The sequence below is a fragment of the Granulicella mallensis genome (genome assembly GCF_014203225.1).
In the GTDB taxonomy this organism is placed as follows: Bacteria; Acidobacteriota; Terriglobia; order Terriglobales; family Acidobacteriaceae; genus Granulicella; species Granulicella mallensis_A.
Genome location: NZ_JACHIO010000050.1, coordinates 1 through 1269 on the forward strand (window position 1 = coordinate 1; position 1269 = coordinate 1269).

General features: G+C 59.3%; 1 protein-coding gene. It reads right to left on the minus strand.

The genetic code is table 11. The features are described from left to right. Positions 1-46 precede the first annotated feature (46 nt). A partial coding sequence (locus HDF15_RS25450) for an IS481 family transposase (protein ID WP_260331437.1) occupies positions 47-1269 on the minus strand: 1223 nt, incomplete at its 5' end.

Here is a 1269-nt window from a genome sequence, read left to right on the forward strand (position 1 = left end):
CTGTCTAGTCTCCAGACATCCTTTACAGATTGTCTCCAGACATCCTTTACAAGTTGAGGAAGTTTGCCGGGCATGGCTCCACGATCGTGGAGCCATGCCCGGCGAGATCGAGTTCCCGGATCAGGGTAGCTCCGTAGAAGACGAGGGCGCGGTGGTCGATGCGCTGAATTCGGACGAGTTGTCCGGCGAGGGCACCGGCCACCTGCCAGGTGGCCTTATCGAGCCGCAACGATCCGTTGGAGTTTAGTGGATGGACTTCTGCATCGGTGGGATAGACGGGATCCATGGGTTTTGTGAAGGGCCGCAGGCTAGCCTTCCATCGGCTTGCCGGAGTGGCCATCTCCAGTGCCTGGTGCGGACGAATGTGGTTGTACTCATGGCGAAAGCTATCCAGCCATGCCTGCTCCTGGCCCTTCTCTGGCTGTACACGGCGTCGTCTCGCCATCTCCAGCGAGCGATGGAAGCGCTCTACCTTACCTTGCGTCTGCGGGTGGGAGTAGCCGGAGAAGTAGAGGCGGATACTTAGCCTCATCAGCCATACCGACAGTTGTGTCCAGCCCCCTGCGGACTGCATGTTCCACCACGGAGTGCCGTGATCCATCAGCATCGCATCCGGTAAACCACAATCTCTGAACGCCTGCTCCAAACGTTGCTGTACCCCGTCCGCACCGCTGGAACCCAGATGTTCCAGTGCCACTGCGTAACGGCTATGGTCGTCCAGCACAGATAACGGGCCGACATGGGTGCCCCAGCCCTTAGGACTCTTGAAATCCATCTGCCAGAGCTGGTTGGGCTGTTCCCGGCAGAAGCTCCCGGTCGCCTTCCGATGACGATCCAGCGGATGCACCAAACCGCGCCGCTTCAGGATCCGATGAACCGTTGCGACTGGAACGTTCACACCATCCTTCTCCAGGAGCCACTGCAGCTTGCGCGCGCCCCACTCCGGATATAGCCGGCGCAGATCCTCGATCCGCCCTTCTAACTCCGCAGAACTCCGCCCCGGGCTGTGCAAGGGCTTGCGGCTGCGCTCCGCAATCCCACTCAAACCGCTCTCGCGATACCGCTTCACCCATAAGTAGCCAGTGGGCCGGCTAATCCCGTACTCCTCACACAACACCGCTAGCGAGCGCAGACCAGAGACTGCTTCCTGCACAAACGAAACACGCTGCGACGAGACTTCCACATGCCTCCACGACATCCAGACACCCCCCACAAATCTGTAAAGGATGTCTGGAGACAATGTGTAAAGGATGTCATGAGTCCGTACAG